The sequence below is a fragment of the Rhizobium sp. YS-1r genome, from assembly GCF_000757525.1.
GTDB lineage: Bacteria > Pseudomonadota > Alphaproteobacteria > Rhizobiales > Rhizobiaceae > Neorhizobium > Neorhizobium petrolearium.
The window spans coordinates 1-18,000 of the sequence record NZ_JPYQ01000002.1 but is presented as its reverse complement, the minus strand read 5'-3'; the positions used below and the strand labels follow the sequence as shown (position 1 = coordinate 18,000).

Genomic DNA, 18,000 nt, shown 5'->3' with positions numbered 1-18,000 from the left:
CGTGAAGGTGCTCGGGTCCGGTTGCTAGTGCTGCGAGGCCACGGAGGCGATGATGAAGGACACCGCAGTCAAATTCGGCGTCAACGTTAAGGTCGAGAAGGCGATTGACCATGCCGAGATCGCGAAGTTCGGCATCGCCTCGGAGCCTGGCATCGTCACAGACGGCAAGATTGTCCATACGGACCGCAGAAGGAAGACGCCCTCAAGACGTGGCTGAGGGCATGATGCTGGAATGTTCTATAGAAGCACGCCGCATCGACGCAAACCGAAGCCTCACCACCACGAAACAAGCGGAAATTACGCTCGACACCGACGTGAGCGGCCGCTTGGACGCCTTCAACCCGGCCGAACTCTTCCTCGCAGCCTGCATGATCAAGGGCGTTGAACGGGTGACGCCGATGCTGAAGTTCGATTTGCGTGGCGTCGAAGTCAAGCTCCACGGCGTCCGACAGGACGGCCCGCCGAAGATGATCTCCATCGACTATGAAATCATCGTCGATACCGACGAGGAGGATCGTCGCCTCGATCTGCTGTACACCAATGTTCGCAAGTTCGGTAAGCGATCTCTTGAAACTTACGTGAGAATCCAGGTTCCCCAAGCAAGCCATTTTGGACCTGTTTCCTCTGTTTGATAGCTACCATTCCCCACCAGAAAAGTGACGTCTTCGCAGATGCTTGGCGCGATTTCGCGTTTAAAAATCATGTGACGTCCTCCAAAGCCCGGCGATGCCTGGAGCTCTATAAAAAGACGGCTGGGGACCCACTCCCAAAAGAAAATTCTTGTTGTCAATGACTCGAACGAGCTGAAAGCGGAGCCGCTTCCGGGGTGCCAAAGCACCAATCAGCACGCAGCTCCCATCATGCCAAGGTGGCAATGTCATGCAGCCGAACGGATGTCCGTCTCGGTGAAGTCGTTGCCCTTAAATAGCAACGGCTCATCGAAATCCCTGGCGAGAGCATAGGCAAAGCAGTCGCCCAAATTCAATCCAGATTTATGTCTGCCCTTCCGGCGGCGCGCAGACCTTTTCAGCTCGCCACAAGATTGGCTGGGGCCACAGAGGCGTCAGCAACTTCTTCGGTTTGCGCCGCCTTCGAACACGATACTGCAACCTCGTTCTGCCGAAATTTTTCAGTCTGGGTAGCGACCTCCCGCCGCCTGCCAAGACGTTGTTCCGCTTCGATCAATCCGTCGTGTCCGCCGACCTCACATGGGCAAGAAGCCCGTGTCCTCCACGGACGATGTCCTCTTTAATCGCGTCCTGTGCCGCTGCTGCATCCCCTGCCCTCAAAGCTGCTATGATTTTCTTGTGCGGATGTGGTTCCCAATCAGGCAATCCGCCGTCATAAAGGTGTGACAAGATCGGGCCGCAGCGCATCCACAAACCTTCCACAATATCGTAGGTAATCGGCATTCTTCCTGAGCGGCAGAGGCCGAGATGGAACTCGGTATTAAGAACGATCGCCCGCTCGAACTGCTGGAGGCGATGACACTCCGATATTTCGGCGTGGATTGCCTCCAAAGCATCGATCTCTTCTTTCGTCGCGGATTCCGCTGCCGCGGCGGCCGCCCTTCCCTCCAGATCGACACGGATACTGCGGATTTCCACAAGTTCATCAAGGCTCAGGGTCGGAACGACGACGGTGCCTCGTGCGTCCAAGGTTAGCGTCTTTTCGCTCACAAGGCGCAGCAGGGCTTCGCGCATCGGTGTGGCGCTTATCCCGAAGCGGGCAGACATCGGCCGCAATCTCAAACGTTCCCCTGGCTTCAGCTTGCCGTGCATGAGCGCATTCTTAAGGTCGGAGTAGGCCCGCTCGCTGAGGTTTTCTTTAACGATCGGACGCGCCCAATCCTCACCATCGCCGCCCTGCTCATAATTTTGCACCAGCCTTCTTGACACCCGAGATCCTTTGCGAAAAAGTGTTATAACAAATTACATATAGCACCCACTGACGGTTAGGCGAAGCCAAATTTGCTGATGAACCTGGACGAGGAGGTCCAAAGCGGGTGCAATGGGAGGAGTGACATTTGCTTGCCTTTCGTAAGACGGCGCCGGCTTTCGGTGCCGATATCGTTACAGTTCCTGAGCCGACTTTGCCAGCAGCCGGCATGGCGACCATCGAAGTCGCGGCAGCCGGCATCTGTGGCAGCGACATTCATGCCTATGAGTGGACATCCGGCTACGAGTTCATGCAGAGATTTTTGCCCCTAACACTGGGCCACGAGTTCTCTGGTATCGTGGAGGCTGTCGGAGAGGGCGTGCAAGACATCCAGGTAGGCGACCGAGTTGTCTGCTGGCCAACGATCGCCTGTGAAAAGTGCCATGCCTGCTCAGCCGGGCGCCCTCAGGATTGCAGCGATCGCCGTATCATCGGCTTTCATGTCAACGGCGGCTTTGCTGGTCGCGTGACAGTTCCCGCAATCAACTGTCGGGTGGTGCCGACCGATCTTCCATTGGACGTAGCTGCATTGGCCGAACCGCTCGCCGTTGCCGTACATGCGGTCAACACCGCCGACATCTCGGCCGGTGACCAGGTTGTCGTCCTGGGCCCGGGCCCCATCGGGCTGGGTATGGCTTTCGTTGCATCGAAACGAGGCGCCGAAGTCCTAGTCGCTGGTTTCAACGACGATGTGCGCTTGAAACATGCGCGGGACCTTGGTGTCGCGGCAACGGTAGACCTTGCACGGGAAACGCTGCGTGAAGCTGTCGAGCAACATTTCGGTCGGCCTGTGGATCGAGTTCTGGAGGCAACCGGCATCTCCACCTCTGTCGCAGAGGGGCTCGCCGTCCTTCGCTCGAGCGGCATCTTCGTCGTAGCGGGCATCCATTCTCGGCCGCTGGAACTCGATCTGACACGCTTCGTACGCGAGAAGAAGCAGCTCCGCGCGGCCCATGACACGACAAATGAGGCATTGTCGGAGGCAATCTCCCTCCTGGCTGATCATGCACAGGTTCTATCGGCCATGGCGACGCATCGGTGCCCGCTTTCAAAGGCGGCCGAAGGGTTCGAGCTCGCTCGCAGCCGGGAGGCCGTCAAGGTCCTCCTAATCCCTGACGGAGAACAGGAATGACCTCCACTATGCAAGCTGTGATTGCCAAACAGCCGGGCGGACCGGAAGTGCTGGAACTGATCAATCGCCCCTGCCCCGTTCCGGGCGACGGAGAAATGCTGGTGCGGGTTCGTGCGGCCGGCATCAATAGGCCCGACGTCATGCAGCGGCAGGGCAACTATCCTCCGCCTCCGGGAGCATCCGACGTTCTGGGACTCGAGCTTGCCGGAACGGTGGAAGCCGTCGGCCCGAATGTCCAGCGGTTCAAGCAAGGAGACCGGGTGATGGCGCTCGTTCACAGCGGCGCCTATGCCGACTGGGCCATCGTTCAGGAGGGCGCCACACTCCCGATCCCCGACTGCCTCGAGTTTATAGAGGCCGCCGCCTTTCCCGAAACGTTCTTTACGGTTTGGAGCAATGTCTTCGAACGGGCCCGGCTGGCTCCGGGTGAGACCATCCTGATCCATGGCGGCACCTCGGGGATCGGGACAACGGCGATTTCACTCGCCAAGGCTCTCGGGTCACGCGTGATCGCTACGGCGGGTTCGCACGAGAAATGCAAGGCGTGCCTCGATCTCGGCGCTGACGCCGCCATCAACTATCGCGGCGAGGACTTCGTGACGGAATGCAAAGCGCTCACCGATGGGCGTGGCCCCGACGTGATCCTCGACATGGTCGGCGGCGACTACATCGCCCGAAATCTGGAAGCAATCGCCGTCGACGGCCGGATCGCGCAAATCGCTTTCCTGGGTGGAGCAAAGGCTGAGGTCGACTTCACGCCCCTGCTGATGAAGCGCGTCACCCTCACCGGATCCACCCTTCGCGCTCGGCCGATCGAGATGAAAGCAAAGCTCGCGGACACACTGCGCGAAAGGGTCCTGCCGCTCATCGAGGCAGGCAAGGTGAAGCCGCTGATCGATTCCGTCTTCCCCCTCGAAGACGTGCAGGAAGCACATGGCCGCATGGATGCGGGCACTCACATCGGGAAGATCGTTCTTTCCATGCAGAACGGCGAAGGCAAGGCACACAAGGGAGCAAGGGCATGAACATGGTCGCCAATCATCCGGTCCAGTCTACGGGCAGCAACATGACAGGGGCCCATCTTCTGGCGGCTGCCCTGAAACGTCATGGCGTAAAGGAGATCTTCGGGCAGAGCATTCCCTCCGCATTGTTTCTTGCGGCTCCGGACTATGGCATCCGCCAGATTGGCTATCGTACCGAGAACGCCGGCGCCGCCATGGCAGACGCTTATGCGCGGACATCCGGGAAAGTTGCAGTTGTCACCGCCCAGAACGGCCCTGCGGCCACGCTACTCGTTCCTGGCCTCGCTGAAGCCTTGAAGGCATCGATTCCCATGGTGGCGATCGTCCAGGATGTTTCGCGGCGCTTCACCGACAAGAACGCGTTTCAGGAGCTCGACCATTTTGCCTTGTTCAGCGGCGTCGCCAAATGGGTTCGTCGCGTCGCCGATCCACAGCGGATCGACGATTATGTTGACATGGCGTTCACAGCGGCCGCAAGCGGTCGCGCCGGTCCTGCGGTCCTGCTGGTGCCGCTCGATGTGCTGGACGAGCGGCCTGATCTCGTCCCTGCGACGCCGCAACGTTCCGCCTCGCTTGGCACATTCCCACTCGACCGAACGGTTGCTGATCCGGAGAGGGTCTCGGCTGCAGCCGACATGATCGCCGCCGCCAAAACGCCGATCGTCATTGCTGGTGGCGGAGTTCATTCCTCCCAGGCGTGGGCGCAATTGGAAGCCGTGCAAGCGCTCGGTCTTCCAGTTGCTACCACGGTCATGGGGAAAGGCTCGGTGGCGGAATCTCATCCGCTTTCCGTCGGTGTCGTGGGCTATTTCATGGCCCCTCGGAGCCGTTCGTCACACCTGCGCTCGCTGGTCACAGAAGCCGATCTAGTGATCCTTGTCGGCAACCGGACGAACCAGAATGGGACCGACAGCTGGTCCCTTTATCCAAAGAACGCCACCTACATCCATATCGACATCGAAAGCAGCGAGGTTGGCCGAAATTACGAGGCCTTCAGGCTGGTCGGTGACGCCAAGCTCACTCTTTCAGCCCTGGAAGCCGAATTGAAGAAGCGGGATCTCTCGGCGATCACATCTAGACGCCCGACACTCGAAGCGACAATCGCCAGTGGTCGGGCAGCCCACAAGGATGACATGAAACGCCTGGTCAACATGGACGCCTCCCCGCTGAGGCCGGAACGCATCCTTGCAGACATCGACACCGTCCTAACACCCGAGACTATCACCGTAGCCGACGCGAGCTATTCGTCCATCTGGATCGCGAACTTCCTGACTGCACAAAAATCAGGTCAACGCTTCCTCACGCCGCGCGGCATCGCCGGCCTTGGTTGGGGATTGCCCTACGCTATCGGCGCGAAGACGGCGCGTCCGGATGCGCACGTCATCTGCCTCACGGGCGATGGAGGCTTCGGGCATGTCTGGTCAGAGCTGGAAACCGCGCGACGCATGAAGCTGCCCATCGTTGTGGTCGTGCTCAACAACCAGATTCTCGGCTACCAAAAACACGCAGAGCTCAGCCTCTTCGGCGGCTTCACCGATGTGTGTGACTTCGAAGCCGTCGATCACGCTGCGATCGCACGCGCAGTCGGCTGCGACGGCGTCCGTATCGAAAGCCCAGCAGACTTCCTGCCTGCGCTGAAGGACGCACTGGCGAGCGGCCGGACGACGGTGCTGGACGTCATCACCGATCAGCGGGCCTATCCGCCTATCACCAGCTTCGAAGGCAAGGACGCCCTGAATTACTGACACATCAGCCCCATCAGCAACGACGTTTTCACGGGAGGAAACAATGAAACTGTCGTACCTACTGAAGACCACAGCTATCTCTCTGGCTTTTACTGCCTCCGCGGCAAATGCCGAGGTCAAGTTTGGCGCGCTTTATCCTTTCAGCGGGCAGCTTGCCCTGCTGGGTGAAGAGAGCGCTCGCGGCCTTGAGCTGGCTGTAGAGGAGATCAACGCCGCGGGAGGCATCCAGGGCGAGCAGATCACGTTGGTGCGGGGCGATGCGGTAGATAACAATCAGGCCATTGGTGAAGCACGACGCCTTACTTCACTGGAGGGCGTAAAGGCAATCTTCGGCACCTATTCCTCGGCTCGCTCGATCGCTGCCAGCCAGGTGACGGAACTGGCAGGCATTCCATATTTTGAGCTCGGCGCCGTGGCCGAAGAAGTCACCGGCCGCGGTCTCAAGTACCTCTATCGCACCAACCCGACCGCCGACGACATGGCCAAGATGATCATCCAGATGGTCGTTGAAAAAGTCGGCCCCGGTATCGGCAAAGGGCCGGCTGACCTGAAGATCGGAATTATCCACGAGGATTCCAGCTACGGAACATCCGTTGCTGAACGGCAGAACGCTTATGCCAAGGAAGCCGGCCTCAACATCGTCAACACGCAGGCATACCCAGCCGCCACGGTTGACATGTCGTCGCTTGTTCTCGATCTGAAGAACCGTGAGGTCGATATCGTCCTACAGACCTCGTATCAGAATGACTCGGTGCTTTTCCTGCAGCAGGCAAACGAGGCGGGTTATAAGCCATCCGCCATCATCGGCGGCGGCGGCGGTTATTCCATGCAGCCCACTGCGGACGCGGTCGGGCATGAGGTAATCGAAGGCGTATTGGACGTCGACTTCACCCAATACAGCGTCAACACTAGTTATACTCCGGGCCTAGAAGAGTTTGTCGAAGCTTATCAGAAGAAATATGGCTCGGCGCCTCGTTCCGGGCACTCGCTGAACAACTATGTCGGTGCCAAGGTCGTCCTGGAAGCTCTCGGCAAAGCGTCCGACTTCGAGCCGGACACGATCGTAGAGGCCGTCAAGTCCATCGACATCAAAGCCGGCGTCACAGCAACCGGTTATGGCTTCAAGTTCGGTGAAGACAACCAAAACGAACGCGCCGAGATGATGGGAATGCAGTGGCAGGATGGCAAACTTGTCACCGTCTTCCCGGACTCAGCCGCCATCACGCCTATGAAACTAGGCGAGTGAGCCTTCTGACCGTGCCGGGCGGCCACCGCCCGGCACCCTTCTGTCCTGGGGAGGCCCGATGAACACGTTTTTGCAAGTTCTCACCAACGGGATCATGCTCGGTAGCCTGTTTGCGATCGTCGCTGTGGGGCTGACCTTGATCTTCGGCATCGTCAAAGTCGTCAATTTCGCTCATGGGGAATTTCTCATGGTGGGCATGTATCTGACATACGTGCTGACGACCTGGATGGGGATTCATCCCTTTGCTACCGTCATCCTCGTCGCGCCAGCCCTCTTCGTCCTGGGTGCCCTGACGCAGCGGTTTTTGATTCAGCCGCTCATGTCTGCGGATGACGATCACATTCAGATCTTCGCGACCGTCGGCCTTTCCACAGCGCTAATCAACATGGCCCTACTGATCTTCGGTGCCGACATTGCCAGCACGCCCGCAAGTGGGCTCCGCACGCCCTTGCAGCTTGGACCCGTACGCCTGCTGTCAGGGCAACTCGCAATCCTGATTGCTTCCGTTGCAATCGTCTTGGCTCTCCAGCTCTTCCTTTCCCGCACACAAACGGGCCGCGCCATCCGCGCCGTGGCTCAGAACCGCGCTGCCGCCCAATTGATGGGCATCAACGTCAACTGGATCTATATCCTGACGTTCGGCGTCGGCGCCGCCTGTGTCGGGGTCGCCTCGGTCCTCATCGCTCCTCTTTATCCCACGTCGTCGGGCATCGGCACATACTTCGTCTTGACCGCGTTTGTCGTCGTGGTGCTTGGGGGGCTTGGCTCGATCGGCGGGGCCTTCGCAGGTTCGATGATCATCGGCCTGATCGACAGCTTCGCCGGCTTTTATATCGGCTCCGACCTTCGTGAGGTCGCCGTCTTCAGCGTATTCCTCCTGATCCTCATCCTGAAGCCGTCGGGCCTGTTCAGCTCGCGTCTCAACCTTTCGCACGTGTCGCCATGACAGATATCTCCGCCACTTCCGCTCAGTCTCAGGCACTCTCGAATGGCCGGATGCTGAAAGCGCTTCCTCTCGCGGCGATCCTGGCGTCGCTGATCGTAATCCCCTTCATGGTTGGCGATCAGTTCGTCTACCATATCTTCATCACGATCTGCATCTTTGCAGCCTTGTCGACGGCGTGGAACATAGTGGGCGGCTTTGCCGGCCAGCTTTCGCTCGGCCATGCCATTTTCTACGGGATCGGCGCCTACACTGGCGTCATCCTCATGAACATGGGGATCAGTCCCTGGATTGGCATGTTTGCGGGAGCCTCGATTGCTGTGGTGGCCGCGGTGGTCATCAGCTACCCCTGCTTCCGCCTACATGGTCCGTTCTTCGCTCTTGCTACTATTGCGTTCTTGGAAGTGTTCCGAGTTCTCGCCCTTCATTGGCGTGACTTGACCGGCGGCGCCACCGGGCTGATGATCCCGCTGCAGATCGGCTGGGAATGGATGGTCTTCCGTGACCGCCTCCCGCAGTTGCTGATCGCATTCGGTATGCTCCTCCTGACACTGGCGGTCGCCTGGTGGATTCGCTCAAACCGCATGGGCTTCTACCTTGTCGCAACACGCGAAAGGGAATCGGCGGCGCTTGCCGCTGGTGTCGGTACAATAAGGGTCCGGCTCGCAGCCGTGGCGGTATCCGCCGCCCTCACCGCCTTTCTCGGCACATTCCATGCGATGTATCTGACCTTCATCGAGCCGGCTGCGATGTTCTCTCTGCAAACGTCGATCCAGATTGCCATGTTTGCTCTGATCGGCGGTTTGGGTACAGTATTTGGCCCCCTCCTCGGCGCCGTCCTTCTCGTACCGATCAGCGAGCTTGCGCGCGGCTGGCTTGGGGCGCATGCACTCGGTCTTCACGGCTTCGTCTATGGCGTCGTTCTGATGCTGGTCGTTCTGTTCATGCCGAACGGCCTGATGGGCCCAGTCTCCCGCTTCATGAAGCAGAAGCGGGAGCGCGGAGTGTCTGCCGGCACCGTTGCTGCCAGCCCGGCCGCGGCAACCCCAGCAGAACGGGCACCGATCGGTTCCGACATCATGCGTGTAGAACATCTGCAGAAGCGGTTCGGCGGCCTTCATGTCACCAATGATGTGAGCTTCACCCTCCGAGAGGGCGAAATCCTCGGGCTCATCGGTCCCAATGGCGCCGGCAAGACCACGGTCTTCAACATGATCTCCGGCTTCTTGAAGGCGGACAGTGGCTCGGTCACCGTTCGGTCGCCCGACGGCGGTTGGCAAAGTCCGATCACGCCTGGCGATTTCGCTGCGATCGGCGTGGGGCGCACGTTCCAAATCGTTCAGCCCTTCGCCGCGATGACCGTTGAAGAAAACATCATGGTCGGCGCATTCCATCGCTATTCGGACGTTGAGGAGGCCCGTGAGGTTGCGCGCGAAACGGCAGAGCGGATGGGGCTGGCACCATGGCTTAATGCGGAGGCACGCGGCCTGACCATTGGTGGCCTGAAGCGGCTGGAAGTGGCGCGCGTCATGGCCATGAAGCCACGGATCCTCCTACTCGACGAGGTCATGGCCGGAATCAATCAGACGGACGTACGCCGGGCAATCGATCTGATGAAATCTATCCGCGACAGCGGCGTCAGCATCGTCGCGATCGAACACGTCATGCAGGCCGTCATGTCTCTCTCCGATCGTGTCATCGTTCTCAACTCCGGCAAGATCATTGCCCACGGAGAACCCCGCGAGGTGGTCAAGGATCCCCTGGTCGTCGAAGCTTATCTCGGAAAGGAATTCATCGATGCTCAGGCTTGAGAACGTCCACGCCGGCTACGGCCCGACAACGATCCTGCACGATATTTCACTGACGGTTGAGGCCGGAGAAGTCGTAACAATCGTCGGCGCCAATGGCGCCGGCAAGACGACTACTTTGCGCACCATCGCTGGGCTTATCCGTCCGGCGGCGGGAAAGATCACGTTCGAAGGTGAGGACGTCACGCGGCTCTCCTCGCATGACACGGTGGATCGCGGTATCACCCTGATCCCGGAGGGGCGGCAGCTCTTCCCGGACATGACGGTCCAGGAGAACCTGCTGATGGGCGCCTATCGAAAGGCCGCCCGACAGCATAAGGACACGGCCTTGGAGGAGGTCCTGTCGCTCTTTCCGCGAGTGCGCGAGCGTCTTGCCCAAAAGGCTGGTTCACTGTCGGGCGGCGAACAGCAGATGGTCGCGATCGCTCGGGGCATGATGGCGCGGCCGAAACTTCTGATGTTCGATGAACCATCGCTCGGCCTGGCGCCTATCATCGTCGCACAGGTTTTCGAAGTCATTGAGACGATCGTGAAGACGGGAGCAACCGTCTTGATCGTCGAGCAGAACGTCTTCCATACGCTGAAAGCAGCCGACCGTGGCTACGTCCTCGAGAACGGCGAAATCGTTCTGGCCGACACGTCCGACGCACTCCTCCACAACGATCACGTCCGTCAAGCATATCTGGGAATCTGAAATGTCGAATCGGGAAATCAATCCGGAAGAAATCGCCACCAGACCAAGCCACGCAGGACGTCGGGTCTTGGTAACGGGGGCCGGACGCGGTATCGGGCGCGCTATTGCCCAACGCTTTGCGGCCCGTGGCGCAACCGTCGGCGTCGCCGACATGAACGAAGCCGACATCAACGAGACGGTGCGATCGATCCGTGGCAATCGCAAGGGGGCAGCGGTTCCACTGGTGCTTGATGTCTCCGATTACCCCTCGGTCGAGAAGACGCTTGCCCAAGCAGCAAGCCAGATTGGCGGCCCCTTCGACACAGTGGTGAACAATGCCGGAATTTCTCCGAAACATGACGGAGTTGCGCACAAGATCTGGGAGATGGAGCCCGACGAATGGAACCGGGTTGTTGCGGTCAACCTCTCCGGCTGCTTCAACACCATCCGCGCGCTCTCCCCCAGCATGCGGGACATGAAAGCCGGCTGGATCGTCAACATGTCGTCGGTCGCGGGCAAAACATACTCGCCCATCGTCGCCTGCCACTATGCTGCGACCAAATCGGCACTGATCGGCTTTACGAAGCATCTGGCCGCAGAACTCGGGCCATTCGGAGTGCGGGTCAATGCCATCGCGCCTGGGAGGATCGAGACGCCTATGGTTCGCGCGGTTGCGGGCGAGGTCAACGACGAACAGGTTCGGATGACGCCAATGGGACGATTGGGCGCTCCCGAGGAAGTGGCCGATCTCGCCCTCTACCTCACCTCGCCGGAAGCAAGCTTCGTCACCGGGCAGACTATCGACGTAGCCGGTGGCCTCTACATGACCTGAATGCGCAGGCCAATGGACACGTGTCGCTCAAGACAACGGACAGGACCTTCTCATGAACTCTCCGATCGTTGGCGAAGGCCAAGCGCTCCACCGGGGCTTCCTGCCACCCGTCACCGGACGCACCCGCATCTACGGCATCCTCGCCGACCCGATCTACCATGTGAAAACGCCAGAGGTGATGAACGCCCTGTTGACATCACGCGGCGTCGATGGGGTGCTCGTCCCTTTCCACGTCAAGCCCGATGGTTTGAAGACGCTCGTTGATGGCCTTCGGCGCATGGAGAACTTCGGCGGCTTCATCGCCACCGTGCCGCACAAGACGGACATGCTGGCGCTGTGCGACGAGGTCACGGGTGCCGCGCGCAATATTGGGGCGGTGAACTGCGTTCGCCGTGAGGCGGACGGCCGCATGGTCGGCGCCATGCTCGACGGCATTGGCTTTGTCGAGGCCTTGCGCGTTGCAAATGCGGATCCTGCGGGGATGAGCGTCTACCTGGCGGGCGCGGGTGGTGCCTCCAGCGCAATCGCCTTCGCGCTTGCCGAGGCGGGGGTGGTTCACATCACAGTGGCCAACCGAACGATAGAACGTGCCAAGGGCCTCACCGAGCGTCTCAGAGCGGCCTATCCGGCACTCACGGTCGACACGGATGCTGATCGCATCGCGAACCACGATCTCGTCGTCAACGGCACCTCCCTCGGTATGCGTTTGAACGACGAGCCGCCACTCGATTTGTCAAGGCTGCGCCGGGACCAGCTTGTCGCGGATGCCATCATGGAACCCGCCATGACCCCGCTGCTCAAGGCGGCAGAGGCCAAGGGGTGCCGGATATTCCCTGGCAAGCCGATGCTGGAATCGCAGATCGTGCTGATGGCGCAGCATATGGGCGCGCTGGCATGACGGACCGAAGCCAACTTCTCTCGGCGCTTGCTGACGTCGTGGGCGGGCGCTACGTCCTGACTTCAAACGAAGATGTCGCGCCTTACGCAACGGATTGGAAGCGAAGCTCCACGGGTGTGCCGGCTTGTGTGGTACGGCCCGCCTCAACATCAGAAGTCGCCGGAGTTGTCCGGCATTGCCGTGAGCTCGGCTTCACCATCGTGCCTCAGGGCGGCAACTCCGGCCTTGCCGCAGGGGCCATTCCTGACAGTAGCGCAGGCCAGGTTGTCTTGTCTCTGAATCGCATGCGAGCAATCCGCTCTCTCGATCCGGTCGGCATGACGATAGAAGTAGAAGCGGGTGCGATCCTCCAGACCGTGCGCGAAAACGCTTCGGAAGTAGGTCGCATGCTGCCAATTGCCATAGCGGCTGAGGGCTCGGCCACCATCGGCGGGGTGATCGCCACGAATGCCGGTGGGCTCAACGTCCTGCGCTATGGGATGACACGCGACCTTACTCTTGGACTTGAAGTCGTTCTCGCCGATGGTAGCGTGGCAAGCGGCTTGCGTCATCTGCGCAAGGATAATGCCGGCTATGACTGGAAACAATGGTTCATCGGCTCGGAGGGAACTCTCGGCATCGTCACCGCCGCAGTCATGCGGCTCGTCACTGTGCCCCGCCACTCGGTCACGACACTCCTCAGCGTCACCAACCTTGACGCGGCGATTTCGCTTTTTGAACTCACTCAACAGGACATCGGCGAGGCGCTCTCGGCATTCGAGCTGATCTCGGCGCAATCGATCGATCTCATCGAGCGCTACGCCCAGTTAAAGAGCCCGATAGCGGCAGGTGAGTGGTTCATCCTGCTCGAAGCGACGTCCAGTTTATCCGGTCTACGGGATGCAGCCGAGGCGGTGCTTGCCGCTGGCTTCGAAATCGGATGGGTAGTTGATGGGGTTGTCGCGGAATCGGACATGCAGGCGCGCCAGATCTGGGCTTTGCGGGAGCACGTCACGGAGGCGGAAGCACGGCGGGGTTCGAGCCTGAAGCACGACATTTCCGTACCGCTCACGCGCATGGGAGCCTTTCTGGCTGATGCCGAGGCTGCATTGGAAACCGTGGCTCCCGGCGCCGGCCTAAACCTCTTCGGCCACCTGGGCGATGGCAATCTCCATTACAATGTCCTCTTGGAACCCGATCACGACCAACAGGCGATCAATCGGGTGGTGCACGATGTCGTGGTCAAGCACGGCGGCTCGATCTCCGCAGAACATGGATTAGGACAGTACCGCGTCGATGAATGGCTGCGTGTCGCCCCGGACGCCGACCTGCGTCTCGCTTCCACGTTGAAGACGGCGCTTGACCCAGACGGTCTGTTGAATCCCGGCAAGATCCTTCCTTCCAAACTCTCCCACTCCAAAGCGATCGGAGAAACGATTTGATGCAGCATGCCCCCGACTCGTTCGACTACATCATCGTGGGTGGTGGCACGGCTGGTTGCGTGCTCGCAAATCGTTTGACAGAGTCAGGAAAGCACACGGTCCTGATGCTGGAGGCCGGCAAGGCCGCCCGAAGCTTTTGGGTGGAGATCCCTGCCGGCTTCAGCAAGCTCCTCACCAACCCGGCCTTCAACTGGCGCTTTCAGACCGAACCTGAGGAAGCGACCGGCAACCGCATCATCTCCGTTCCGCGTGGCAAAGGGCTTGGCGGCTCCACATTGATCAACGGCATGATCTATGTGCGGGGCCAGCCGCAGGACTATGACGGTTGGGCGCAACAGGGCTGCCGGGGCTGGAGCTTTCAGGAGGTGCTCCCCTATTTCCGGAAACTTGAAGACTATGACGGTCCTGCCTCTTCGCTGCGTGCCCGAGGCGGTCCATTGCCGGTCACGCAGGTCAAGGAACGCCCTCTCATTGCCGAAGCCTTCATTGCCGGAGCGAGGAGTGCGGGCTTTGAGCGTAACGTCGACTACAATGGACAGAGTCAGGATGGCTTCGGCTACTACCAGGTGAACCAGCGGCGTGGCCGTCGGGTCAGTGCGGCCGCCGCTTATCTTCAGCCAGCGCTGGCCAGGCACAATCTGGACGTCCGAACCGACGCCCACGTGACCCGCATCCTTCTCGAGAACAGTCGCGCGACAGGAGTCGTAATACAATCGGGCAGCCGCTCCATTGAAATCCACGCACGCCGGGAAGTCATCCTTACCGCCGGCGCTGCTCAGACGCCGCAATTGATGGAGTTGTCTGGTATTGGCGATCCACGGGTCTTGCAGCCGCTGGGGATCGAAGTCCAACACGCCCTACCAGGAGTCGGCGCCAACTACATCGACCACTTTTGTACCCGCATGAATTGGCGCGTTAAGCGGCCGGTCACGCTCAATGAGCAGACACGTGGCATTAGGCTCGGGCTGGCGGTGACGCGCTACTTCGCGATGCGCAGTGGAATCCTGACACTCGGAACCGGTCTCGTTCACGGTTTCGTCCGCACCCGCCCCGGCCTTGAGGGGCCAGATGTCCAGTATTTCTTCATGCATGCGAGTTACGCCAATGCAGCCGAGCGTAAGCTTGACCGGCTGCCTGGCATGACCATCGGCGTCACCCAGCTTCGGCCGGAGTCCCGCGGAACCATTCATTCCAAATCTCCAGACCCCTTTGCGGCACCAGCCATCCGCCCTAACTTCCTGGCAACGGATGAGGATCGCCGGACGATCGTCGATGGAATGAAGATCGCGCGAAAGATTGTCGAAGAGGCTCCCATGGACGGTTTCCGCGACAAAGAAATGAGCCCCGGTTTGGATTGCAGAACGGACGAAGACTGGCTGAACTTCGCAAGACGTGACGGCCAAACTATCTACCATATCTGCGGCACCTGTCGGATGGGAACGGATGAAAACGCAGTCACCGACCCTAGTCTCAAGGTTCGCGGTGTCGACGGCCTTCGCATCGCCGATGCCTCGATAATGCCGACCATGGTCTCAGGGAATACGCAGGCCGCCGTTTTCATGATCGCAGAAAAGGCTGCAGACTTGATCCTTCAGGATGCAAGTTAAGGACCAGGTTGCGGCAAGCGCCCGCTTTGGACAACAGGAATCAAACCATGAAACTCAAGGATCAATCTCTCTTCCGTGAAGCCGCTCTCGTGGGCGGAGACTGGGTCGAGGCGGATGCGAACAGGCGCATTGCCGTCGACAATCCGGCAACCGGAGAGATCATAGGTCATGTGCCGAAGCTTGGGGCGTCGGACACCCGAGCAGCGATTGAAGCCGCCCGCACCGCTCAAAAGGACTGGGCCGCCCGCACCGCCAAGGAGCGCGCCGGCACCCTGCGCAGATGGTACGAACTGATGATGGAGAACAAGGAGGATCTCGGAAAGATCCTGACGCTCGAGCAAGGCAAGCCGCTCGCCGAGGCCATGGGAGAGATCGCATACGGCGCAAGCTTCATAGAGTGGTTTGGGGAAGAAGCTCGGCGTGTCTATGGCGACCTCATTCCAGGACACCAGCCCGACAAGCGGATCATGGTGATGAAGCAGCCTATCGGTGTCGTCGCGGCAATCACACCGTGGAACTTCCCGAACGCCATGATCACGCGCAAGGCCGGTCCCGCGTTCGCGGCTGGCTGCGCCATGGTGCTGAAGCCGGCGTCGCAGACACCGTTTTCAGCCATTGCTATCGCCATTCTCGGCGAACGGGCCGGGCTGCCCAAGGGGCTGTTCAGCGTCGTGACGGGCTCTGCACGCGAGATCGGTGGCGAGATGACCCAAAATCCGGTCGTGCGAAAGCTGACCTTCACCGGCTCGACCGAAGTGGGCGCAGAACTCTACAAGCAGTCGGCGCCGACCATCAAGAAGCTCGGCCTCGAACTCGGCGGGAACGCACCCTTTATCGTCTTTGACGACGCTGATCTCGATGCGGCGGTCGAAGGCGCAATCATCGCAAAGTTCCGTAACAACGGACAGACCTGTGTCTGCGCGAACCGCCTATACGTACAGGACGGCGTCTATGACGCGTTCGCGGACAAGCTGGCTGGCGCGGTCGGTAAGCTCGTCACGGGTAACGGCTTTGACGAAGGTGTCATCCTCGGGCCGCTGATCGACCAGGCGGCACTGGAGAAGGTCGAAGAACATGTGGCGGATGCCCTGAACAAGGGGGCCCGCACCATCACTGGAGGCAAGCGGCTTCCACTCGGGAAGGCTTTCTACGAGCCCACAGTGCTTGCAGATGTCACGGCGGATATGGCGGTCGCGCGGGAGGAAACTTTCGGACCGGTCGCCCCGCTGTTCCGCTTCCGGGACGAGGCAGACGTCATTCGACAGGCCAATGATACTGAATTTGGTCTAGCATCGTATTTCTTCGCAAAGGACATGGCACGGGTATTCCGGGTCGCAGAAGCTCTCGAGTATGGCATGGTCGGTGTGAACACAGGCCTGATCTCAACCGCCGAAGCCCCGTTCGGAGGCGTCAAGCTCTCCGGCCTCGGACGCGAAGGGTCGCGCTACGGAATCGAGGAATTCCTGGAGCTAAAATACGTCTGCCTCGGCGGTATAGCATGAGGTTGGCTGCTCCCCGTGATAGCGGCCCCTTTACTGCCTGAAGACGACCCGGTCAGCTTTGCACGCCTCCGGTAATATACGAGGGGTGGAAATGACAGCTTATGGCGGCTCTTTGATCTGAAGGCGCCAAGAAAGGGCCGAGCGCCTGGAGGCAGCAAGCCCAAGTCTTTCCTATTAGAAAACCGTTGCAAGAGCGGAGATAATTGCCGTCGGAACCGCATGGGCCGGATCGCGTCCTGCCTTGAGGCAGCACATCCCCTTTTGCTGCAAGACGACGAGGCTGTCGAAATCAAAACGCGGTCGAATTCAGCCGACCGAAGAGCACGCGGCGCTATCAGGCCTGGTGGGCGAACAATGACGACTTCCAATCCATGATCCAAAGCCTCACCGGTGCCGTTAGCAAGGCACAAGCCTCAAAACCCGCACCCCTTTCGCGCGAGCGGGCTCGTTCCAAGGCCGGAAGCCGTCGCGTGTGCGGCACTCGTCACCTGCACCGTTCCCATCGGCCATTTTGCAATCCACAGCCGCGAATCGCCGGCTTGCCAGGAAGCCGGGATTGCCGCTATTAGCGAGAGCCAACGAAAGCTCTCGCTGATTGGCTGAACCATGTCTCTTCCTGAAAAAGCATTCCCCGTCTCCTGGGATCAATTCCACCGCGACGCCCGGGCGCTTGCCTGGCGGCTCGCCGGTCTTAACCAGGAGTTCCGCGCCATCGTCTGCATCACCCGCGGCGGCCTCGTGCCGGCGGCGATCATCTCGCGCGAACTCAACATCCGCCTGATCGAGACCGTCTGCGTCGCCTCCTACCACGACTACGTCAACCAGGGCGAAATGGCCCTGCTCAAGGGAATCACTCCCGAGCTCACAAAAAACGAAGGCGTCGGCGTGCTCGTCGTCGACGACCTGACCGATACGGGCAAGACGGCTTCCGAAGTGCGCGCCATGTTGCCCAAGGCGCACTTCGCCTGCGTCTACGCCAAGCCCAAGGGCGTTCCGACTGTCGATACGTTCGTGACCGAGGTCAGCCAGGACACCTGGATCTATTTTCCCTGGGACATGGGCTTCACCTATCAGGAGCCGATCGCCAAAGGCGCCAAAGGCTGATTCTCCCCGCCTGCCCGAGTTCTAACGCCCTGTCGAGAACCCGCCCTGCCGCAGGCCGCGCGGGCTCTTCTATTCCTAGAGCGTCGGGCGGCTTTTGTGAATCTGTGGATTCCACTGGCTCCGATTTTA

General features: G+C 60.0%; 16 protein-coding genes and 1 pseudogene. 15 read left to right on the top strand and 2 right to left on the bottom strand.

Going from position 1 to position 18,000, the window contains the following annotated elements; all coding sequences use genetic code 11:
* Window positions 1–52: 52 nt before the first annotated feature.
* Together JL39_RS03125 and JL39_RS03120 are read left to right on the top strand one after the other, a co-directional pair.
* Window positions 53–217 carry a thioredoxin family protein gene (locus tag JL39_RS03125; protein ID WP_244446829.1) on the top strand — a complete coding sequence of 55 codons (165 nt, stop codon included), beginning with the start codon at window positions 53–55 and terminating at the stop codon, window positions 215–217.
* A 7-nt stretch (window positions 218–224) separates the two neighbouring features.
* Entirely contained in the window at window positions 225–632 is a 408-nt protein-coding gene (locus tag JL39_RS03120) for an OsmC family protein (RefSeq protein ID WP_037146295.1), read from the top strand.
* 245 nt (window positions 633–877) lie between these two features.
* Here the strand turns inward: JL39_RS03120 and JL39_RS32375 are convergent.
* Together JL39_RS32375 and JL39_RS03115 are read right to left on the bottom strand one after the other, a co-directional pair.
* Window positions 878–1,006: pseudogene (locus tag JL39_RS32375) on the bottom strand (type II toxin-antitoxin system VapC family toxin); the annotation flags it as partial.
* 175 nt (window positions 1,007–1,181) lie between these two features.
* Window positions 1,182–1,883 (bottom strand): GntR family transcriptional regulator, encoded by a 702-nt coding sequence (locus JL39_RS03115; protein WP_227702616.1) that lies wholly within the window; start codon window positions 1,881–1,883, stop codon window positions 1,182–1,184.
* A gap of 143 nt (window positions 1,884–2,026) precedes the next feature.
* On the opposite strand from JL39_RS03115, the gene JL39_RS03110 reads away from it, so the two are divergent.
* From JL39_RS03110 to gpt, 13 genes are all read left to right on the top strand, one after another.
* Window positions 2,027–3,070, top strand: a complete 1,044-nt coding sequence (locus JL39_RS03110) for an alcohol dehydrogenase catalytic domain-containing protein (RefSeq protein ID WP_037146198.1) — start codon at window positions 2,027–2,029, stop codon at window positions 3,068–3,070.
* Complete coding sequence (locus JL39_RS03105) at window positions 3,067–4,095, top strand: NAD(P)H-quinone oxidoreductase (protein ID WP_037146197.1); 1,029 nt, start codon at window positions 3,067–3,069, stop codon at window positions 4,093–4,095. The genes JL39_RS03110 and JL39_RS03105 overlap by 4 nt, the downstream gene beginning before the upstream one ends.
* 2 nt (window positions 4,096–4,097) lie before the next feature.
* Complete coding sequence (locus tag JL39_RS03100; RefSeq protein ID WP_037146293.1) at window positions 4,098–5,837, top strand: acetolactate synthase catalytic subunit; 1,740 nt, start codon at window positions 4,098–4,100, stop codon at window positions 5,835–5,837.
* 43 nt (window positions 5,838–5,880) lie between these two features.
* The gene (locus tag JL39_RS03095; RefSeq protein WP_037146195.1) at window positions 5,881–7,083 is read left to right on the top strand and encodes an ABC transporter substrate-binding protein; all 1,203 of its coding nucleotides are present in this window, start codon (window positions 5,881–5,883) and stop codon (window positions 7,081–7,083) included.
* A gap of 58 nt (window positions 7,084–7,141) precedes the next feature.
* Window positions 7,142–8,029, top strand: coding sequence for a branched-chain amino acid ABC transporter permease (locus JL39_RS03090; RefSeq protein ID WP_037146193.1), 888 nt, complete (start codon window positions 7,142–7,144; stop codon window positions 8,027–8,029).
* 50 nt (window positions 8,030–8,079) lie between these two features.
* Window positions 8,080–9,837 carry a branched-chain amino acid ABC transporter ATP-binding protein/permease gene (locus JL39_RS03085; RefSeq protein ID WP_200883910.1) on the top strand — a complete coding sequence of 586 codons (1,758 nt, stop codon included), beginning with the start codon at window positions 8,080–8,082 and terminating at the stop codon, window positions 9,835–9,837.
* Window positions 9,824–10,528, top strand: a complete 705-nt coding sequence (locus JL39_RS03080) for an ABC transporter ATP-binding protein (protein ID WP_037146189.1) — start codon at window positions 9,824–9,826, stop codon at window positions 10,526–10,528. The genes JL39_RS03085 and JL39_RS03080 overlap by 14 nt, the downstream gene beginning before the upstream one ends.
* A gap of 1 nt (window position 10,529) precedes the next feature.
* A complete protein-coding gene (fabG, locus tag JL39_RS03075) occupies window positions 10,530–11,339 on the top strand; it encodes a 3-oxoacyl-ACP reductase FabG (protein ID WP_037146187.1) in 810 nt (269 codons plus the stop codon).
* A gap of 52 nt (window positions 11,340–11,391) precedes the next feature.
* Window positions 11,392–12,237 carry a shikimate dehydrogenase gene (locus JL39_RS03070; protein ID WP_052182627.1) on the top strand — a complete coding sequence of 282 codons (846 nt, stop codon included), beginning with the start codon at window positions 11,392–11,394 and terminating at the stop codon, window positions 12,235–12,237.
* Complete coding sequence (locus JL39_RS03065) at window positions 12,234–13,658, top strand: FAD-binding oxidoreductase (RefSeq protein WP_052182626.1); 1,425 nt, start codon at window positions 12,234–12,236, stop codon at window positions 13,656–13,658. The genes JL39_RS03070 and JL39_RS03065 overlap by 4 nt, the downstream gene beginning before the upstream one ends.
* On the top strand, window positions 13,658–15,265 hold the full coding sequence (locus JL39_RS03060) for a GMC family oxidoreductase N-terminal domain-containing protein (protein ID WP_037146184.1): 1,608 nt from the start codon (window positions 13,658–13,660) through the stop codon (window positions 15,263–15,265). The genes JL39_RS03065 and JL39_RS03060 overlap by 1 nt, the downstream gene beginning before the upstream one ends.
* 47 nt (window positions 15,266–15,312) lie before the next feature.
* Window positions 15,313–16,767, top strand: a complete 1,455-nt coding sequence (gene gabD / locus JL39_RS03055) for an NADP-dependent succinate-semialdehyde dehydrogenase (protein ID WP_037146183.1) — start codon at window positions 15,313–15,315, stop codon at window positions 16,765–16,767.
* Window positions 16,768–17,373: 606 nt separating this feature from the next.
* Window positions 17,374–17,871: a xanthine phosphoribosyltransferase gene (gene gpt / locus JL39_RS03045; protein ID WP_037146180.1), complete on the top strand. Its 498-nt coding sequence runs from the start codon at window positions 17,374–17,376 to the stop codon at window positions 17,869–17,871.
* The last annotated feature ends 129 nt before the right edge of the window (window positions 17,872–18,000 follow it).